The organism is Marivita sp. (genome assembly GCF_017643905.1).
Lineage (GTDB): Bacteria > Pseudomonadota > Alphaproteobacteria > Rhodobacterales > Rhodobacteraceae > Marivita.
The window spans coordinates 1-4,997 of the sequence record NZ_JAEPMO010000223.1; the positions used below are offsets into that span (position 1 = coordinate 1).

The 4,997-nt window shown below is 58.8% G+C and carries 4 protein-coding genes and 1 tRNA gene; 2 read left to right on the forward strand and 3 right to left on the reverse strand.

What is annotated here, in order from left to right:
- Nucleotides 1-254 precede the first annotated feature (254 nt).
- Nucleotides 255-674, reverse strand: coding sequence for a MarR family transcriptional regulator (locus tag JJ869_RS21980; RefSeq protein ID WP_292270807.1), 420 nt, complete (start codon nucleotides 672-674; stop codon nucleotides 255-257).
- A gap of 146 nt (nucleotides 675-820) precedes the next feature.
- Here JJ869_RS21980 and JJ869_RS21985 point away from each other — a divergent pair, with 146 nt between their 5' ends.
- Together JJ869_RS21985 and JJ869_RS21990 are read left to right on the forward strand one after the other, a co-directional pair.
- Nucleotides 821-2,740 (forward strand): FAD-dependent monooxygenase, encoded by a 1,920-nt coding sequence (locus JJ869_RS21985; RefSeq protein ID WP_292270809.1) that lies wholly within the window; start codon nucleotides 821-823, stop codon nucleotides 2,738-2,740.
- Nucleotides 2,741-2,844: 104 nt separating this feature from the next.
- The gene (locus JJ869_RS21990; RefSeq protein ID WP_292270812.1) at nucleotides 2,845-4,137 is read left to right on the forward strand and encodes a sorbosone dehydrogenase family protein; all 1,293 of its coding nucleotides are present in this window, start codon (nucleotides 2,845-2,847) and stop codon (nucleotides 4,135-4,137) included.
- Nucleotides 4,138-4,193: 56 nt separating this feature from the next.
- Here JJ869_RS21990 and JJ869_RS21995 read toward each other — a convergent pair.
- Together JJ869_RS21995 and JJ869_RS22000 are read right to left on the reverse strand one after the other, a co-directional pair.
- Nucleotides 4,194-4,270, reverse strand: a tRNA-Arg gene (locus JJ869_RS21995).
- A 46-nt stretch (nucleotides 4,271-4,316) separates the two neighbouring features.
- The gene (locus JJ869_RS22000) at nucleotides 4,317-4,826 is read right to left on the reverse strand and encodes a GNAT family N-acetyltransferase (protein ID WP_292270815.1); all 510 of its coding nucleotides are present in this window, start codon (nucleotides 4,824-4,826) and stop codon (nucleotides 4,317-4,319) included.
- Nucleotides 4,827-4,997 lie beyond the last annotated feature (171 nt).

Sequence of the window (4,997 nt, forward strand, 5' to 3'; positions counted from 1 at the left end):
CAACTCAGAGACAAACAACAAGACCAGTGCGCCCTAACTTCACGGCGCGCCCGCCCTCATATACCCCTGAATTATCCACCACCGTAAGCAACCAACGCCCCGTCCGATGTCCCAACATCCGCCTCAGCGCCGCCGGTGAAGCGCTACCTAGAGACCAGCGCAAAACTCCGCAAGCCCTTTTTTCGGTTCCGTTCGATTTTTTTGCAAAACCCGATCTGGTGCCGGTTTCATGGGCAGATGCACCCTCCCCCATGTCAGGCCCCAAGGGCCTTGGAGGCCAAAGACAGGAACACCTGTCGTTCCTCAGCTGTCAGGTTTGCCAGTATATCTTTTTGCAACTCTGCAACGACGGGAAGGATGCACCGGTAGGCGTGCTCGCCTTCTTCGGTCAGTGTAATCACCCGTGCACGACGGTCTTTTTCACTGACCACACGGGCGACATAGCCTTTTTGGAGAAGCCTTTCCATGACGCCGCCAATGGTGGCCCGATCATAGGCAATCTTTGCGGCAATGCTGGCCTGATCAAGTCCGGGCGTGGCACGAATCGCGTCGAGTGCTGCGAATTGCACGGGGGTCAGGTCGAAACCTTTTTCCTGCATGCGAGTGGCAAAAACCTGAGTCGACATCTGGTTGAGGCGCCGGATCACGTGACCGGGCATCGTGAGAATTTCCAAGGCGCGCTCCCTTTCCTGCCCATTGAGAAGACAGTCTTCGACCTCGGAAGGTGGATGACAAGAAAAATATGTATACTTATTTATTTTCCTGTGTAATTGATATGTGTAGTTACTAATTTCAATACAAGCACGCCGGAGACCTGACCATGCAGTATTATCTCGACGGCTTCAAACCCGGCGATCCGGACATCAAACCCCCTGCCCCGGAGCGCGCCAGACCCACCAGTCTTCTGGAAAAGGTCGATGTGCTGATCGCCGGTTGCGGACCGGCAGGATTGTGTCTTGCGGCACAACTGGCCGGCTTTCCCGACATCACGACCATGATCGTGGAGCCGAAATCCGGCCCGATGGAAAAGGGACAGGCCGATGGCGTCAGCGTCCGCTCCCTGGAGATGTTTCAGGCGTTCGGCTTTGCCGAGACCGTCAAACGCGAGGCCTATTGGGTGAACCAAACCGCCTTCTGGCGGCCCGACCCGGACGAACCGGACCACATCCACCGCATCGGGATCACGCAGGACGTGCCGGACGACCAGTCCGAAATGCCGCATACCATCGTGAATCAGGCGCGCATTCATCAGCTGTTTCTCAATGTGATGAAGAACGCGCCGACGCGACTGGAGCCGCATTACGGGATGCGGGTGCACGATCTGACCATCGACACCGCGACCGACAATCACCCCGTCACCGTCGTTCTGGAACATGTGTCGGAGGACGGAACGGCCCGTGGGACGACAACCGTCCGTGCCAATTACGTGGTGGGGTGCGACGGCGCGCGCAGCACGGTGCGCCGCGCGATTGGTGGCCGTCTGGAGGGGGATGCCGCGCATCAGGCCTGGGGGGTGATGGACATTCTGGCAAACTCGGATTTCCCCGATCTGCGCCGGAAATGCCTGATCCAGTCCGCCCGCGAAGGCAATGTCCTGATTATCCCGCGCGAGGGTGGATACCTTTTCCGCATGTATGTGGAATTGGACAAGCTGAACCCGGACGAGCGCGTGTCAGGCCGGAATCTCGCAGCCGAGGACATGATCTCTGCGGCGAACCGGATCATGCGGCCCTACAGCATCGACGTCAAAGAGGTGGTCTGGTGGTCGGTCTACGAGATCGGTCATCGGTTGTCCGACAGGTTCGACGATGTGCCGTCTGACCAGATCGGCACGCGTTTGCCGCGGGTGTTCACCGCCGGAGACGCCTGCCACACGCACAGCCCGAAGGCCGGACAGGGCATGAATGTGTCGATGGGCGATACGTTCAATCTTGGCTGGAAACTGGCGCATGTTCTGCAGGGGCTTTCGGACCCAAGTCTGTTGCACAGCTATTCCGCCGAACGGCATCTGGAGGCGAAACGGATGGTCGAGACGGATCACACATGGGCGCGCATCATGAGTGCCCCGCCGGGTCAGTCCGAACTGGATGGCGATGAGATGCCACGGTTCCAGAAGCAGTTCATCGAGAACCTCGAATTCACCGGCGGCCTCGCGGTGAAATACGAGCCGTCGCGGCTCACGTCGGCGGCGGCGCGTCAGGATCTTGCGACGGGGCAGATTGTCGGGAAGCGCTTTCATTCAGCGCCCGTGATCCGGCTGGCCGATGTGAAGCCCTTGCAATTGGGTCATGTCGCCGAGGCCGATGGCCGGTGGCGGATCTATGCCTTTGCCGGTCGGGATGACACAGGGGTAGTCGATGGAGCGATGCACAGGCTGTGCGCCTTTCTCGCAACGGATCCCGCGTCGCCCATTGTGCGGGTCATGCGCAAGGGTGACGATCTGGACAGGCGGATCGACCTGCGCGCGGTGTTCCAGCAGGACTTTATGTCATTGCGATTTGAGGACATGCCCGATCTCCTGCGCCCGGCAAAAGGGCGTTACGGTCTGCGCGATTTCGAAAAGGTGTTCTGCGTCGATCACAAGTCTGGTCACGACATATATGACATGCGCGGAATTCACCGGGACACAGGCTGCATGATCGTTGTGCGACCGGATCAATATGTGGCCCATATCCTGCCATTGGATGCCACGACTGAGTTAGCCAAGTTCTTCGAAGGGATTTTCCTGCCGGTTGCTTAGCGAATCAAACCGCGGCTCTCTGCCTCGTCCGAAGGCAGTGCAAACAGGCTGTCACTCCGCGCTGACCTTCGTTACGCTACAAGGTACCAAAGGGGAGTGCACATATGGAACTTGTCGCAAAAGCAACTGCAATCGTTGGTGGCACTGTCGCCTTTCTGCGGCGGCTGAGTGCGCCCGACACGCAGGCTTTTGGCGCTCACCCCGAGATTCCCGAAGCGCGCAAACAGGGGATCATGACCCTCAAGATGCCGATTGCGGAAGGGTGGAAGAACGGACGGCTGCCGATTTGCGCACCCGGCCTGAAGGTCAATGCCTTTGCGTCCGGTCTGGATCATCCGCGCTGGATCGAAGTGCTGCCGAATGGCGATGTTCTTGTTGCGGAATCGAAGGAGCAAGCCGGTCCGCCCAAAACGCTGATGGACCATGCCGCGCAGGCGACGATGCGACGGGTCAAGGCAATCGGGGAAAGCGCCAACCGCGTCACCCTCTGGCGCGACGCCGACAACGACGGCACTGCCGAAATCCGGGAAGTTTTTGTTGAAAATCAGAACCAACCTTTTGGCATGGCCCTTGTCGGAAACCGCTTCTACCTTGGCAATACTGACGGTATCCGCGTCTTTGACTATGCCTCTGGCGATACGGCCCTGTCAGGCGAGGGCGAACCGCTGGTGGCGTTCAAACCGCATGGTCACTGGACCCGCAGCCTGCTGGCCTCGCCGGATGGTACGAAAATCTATGCCGGTGTCGGGTCGCTTTCGAATATCGGCGATGCCGGTATGGAGGTGGAGGAAGGCCGCGCCGCGATCTGGGAACTGGACGTGGCGACGGGCCAAGCGCGCATCTTTGCCTCGGGTCTGCGCAATGCCGTTGGCATGGCGTGGGAACCGGTGACCGGCAAGCTGTGGACCGTTGTGAATGAACGCGACGGTCTTGGCGATGAAACCCCGCCGGATTACCTCACCTCGGTTCAGGACGGTGGCTTTTACGGATGGCCCTATTGCTATTGGGGACGAACGGTGGATGACCGCGTGCCGCAGGATCCCAAGATGGTGGCGAAAGCGATCACTCCGGATTTCGCACTTGGGGGACATACGGCGTCGCTTGGGCTGTGCTGGATGCCAGAAGGCACGCTGCCGGGCTTCGGCGCTGGCATGGTGATTGGCCAGCACGGGTCGTGGAACCGCTCCAAGCTCAGCGGGTACAAACTGATCTTCGTACCATTTGAGAACGGTGCGCCAAGCGGTCCCGCCCGGGACATTCTGTCCGGGTTCCTGTCGGAAGACGAAAAGCTGGCATATGGCCGCCCCGTTGGTGTGACCATCGGGCCGGACGGAAAGTCGCTTTTGATGGCGGATGACGTGGGCGACATCATCTGGCGGGTGACCGCCGCGGATTGACGTCAAAAAAGCCGCGGTCAGGAACCTGTGCGGAGGCGAGTCGGCAAGAATTCTGATGGCGATCCCTTGAGGACTCGAACCCCAAACCTGCTGATTAGAAGTCAGCTGCTCTATCCAGTTGAGCTAAGGGACCGCTGGGTGTTTATTTGCAGACTTTGCCCGCTCGGGGCAAGAGACGGTCACAGGGTTCTGGTCATAAAAACGCTAAGTGGGTCTTCGACGTAATCGCCGAAGGGCGGGCAATAGTCGAAACCATAACGCTCGTACAAACGTCGCGCCGGAGCGAACGGAGCCTCTGATCCGGTCTCGAGACTGATGCGTGTCATGCCGAGGTCTGTCGCTTCGCTCAGTATTCTTTGAACGAGAGCCGCTCCGACACCCCTGCTCCGGGCTTCGACACGGGTGTGCATCGACTTCAGTTCGCCATGTGTGCTGTCCAGCGGTTTGATCGCCGCGATGCCAAGCGTTGTGGTGTCGTCCCGCGCGGCAAAGACTTTTGCGCCTGCCGCAAAAAGATCATCGGCGCTCATCACATGGCAGCTTTCAGACGGTGTCTGCGCCTGCATCATCTCGAAATGGCGGGTGAGCAATTCCGCAACGTCCCAGGTCAGCGCGACAACCGGCTCTATACGAAGCGCGGTGTTCTGAAGTTCCGGGCGAAGTTGTCTCCAAGCAGTTAAATTAACCATTTCAAATCAAATACTTATTTTCCAAAAAATCCAACTCTGAGCAAAGATCCCGCGAGAATCAGGGCAAGAGCCCACGACAGGTGCAAAACTACACCAAAATCGAGACCAACCGAACACGAAAAAGCCCGCCGAAGCGGGCCAGGTCGATGTGCATTTTTGGAGTGATCAGGC